Source organism: Streptomyces sp. NPDC052101 (genome assembly GCF_040680235.1).
In the GTDB taxonomy this organism is placed as follows: Bacteria; Actinomycetota; Actinomycetes; order Streptomycetales; family Streptomycetaceae; genus Streptomyces.
In genome coordinates, this window is sequence record NZ_JBFAWH010000176.1 from 1 (window position 1) to 1,027 (window position 1,027).

The following is a 1,027-nucleotide window of genomic DNA, read 5'->3' on the forward strand; positions in this document are numbered from 1 at the left end:
GTCTGTGGTCGATGGTCCTGTGGTCGATGGGCCTTGGGGCGACAGGTCTTGGGCCACACCACGGGGGTGGCAGGCGATGATCAACCAATATGTGTTAAAACAATTGGCATCAACAAACTTGGCACACTATTGAGTTCTCAAACAACAGGCGCTTCCAGCTTCAGCGACCCGCTCCGCGGGCCGTTTCGCTCTGGAGCAACTTCTCCATCCTAGACCATCCGTTTCGACCGTGTCAACTCCGTGTCCGAAGCATTCACCGTCCGTTCACGTGGCCGGGCTAGAAAACCTTACCACGCGATCCGACAATGTCAACTCCGCTTCCGCGGGGTCAGACACTCACCGGACCATCCACGTGGAAGGCCTCGAAGAGCTTACCACATGATTCCCGGCTGTCAAACCAGATCATCTTCTTCAGGAATCCCGACCCGCATCACTGCCGGCCGCGCACCCGGTGAGCACCACCCGCCCTGGACCTGCCATTCTCGGCATGAATCCGCGGATTCTGTGTTCTTCACCCCGCCTCCCGGTCACCCGGTCGGCGTCTTGAGCACGAGATGGAACCCTACACACGAATCCCACCGAACACAAAATCAGGGGCGGCACCCGGCGTGCGGTCAAGGGTGGGCGGCCGGTTTCCGCCTGTTCTCGCGGATTCCTTCGGCCTGGCCCGCCCCGTTCGACGCTCCAGCGCCGTCACCCCCGGCCGTGACGTGCACCACTCCTCAGGGCGTGGCCGTCGTGTCCAGGGTCGGCTGGAGCCACAGGGTGGTCAGCGCCGGCACGTTCACCGTGACGTGGGCCGGCTGGCCCTGCCACTGGCCCTCGTGTGCCGCGATCACCTCGGACTGGCCGGTCTGCTCCCGCCAGCCGTCACCGTGGAAGTCGGTCGCATCGGTGTCCAGCACCACCGTCCACTCCCCCGCGGACGGCACCCCCACGCGCAGCCCCTGACGCGGCGACCCCGAGAGGTTGGTGATGCACAGCAGCGGGGCGCCGCCCGGTTCAGCGGCCGGGACCGCGGCGCCGA

The 1,027-nt window shown here is 65.1% G+C and carries 1 protein-coding gene; it reads right to left on the bottom strand.

Annotation, left to right across the window (positions count from 1 at the left end):
• Positions 1-722: 722 nt before the first annotated feature.
• A partial coding sequence (locus AB0L75_RS44600) for an alpha amylase C-terminal domain-containing protein (RefSeq protein ID WP_365191990.1) occupies positions 723-1,027 on the bottom strand: 305 nt, incomplete at its 5' end.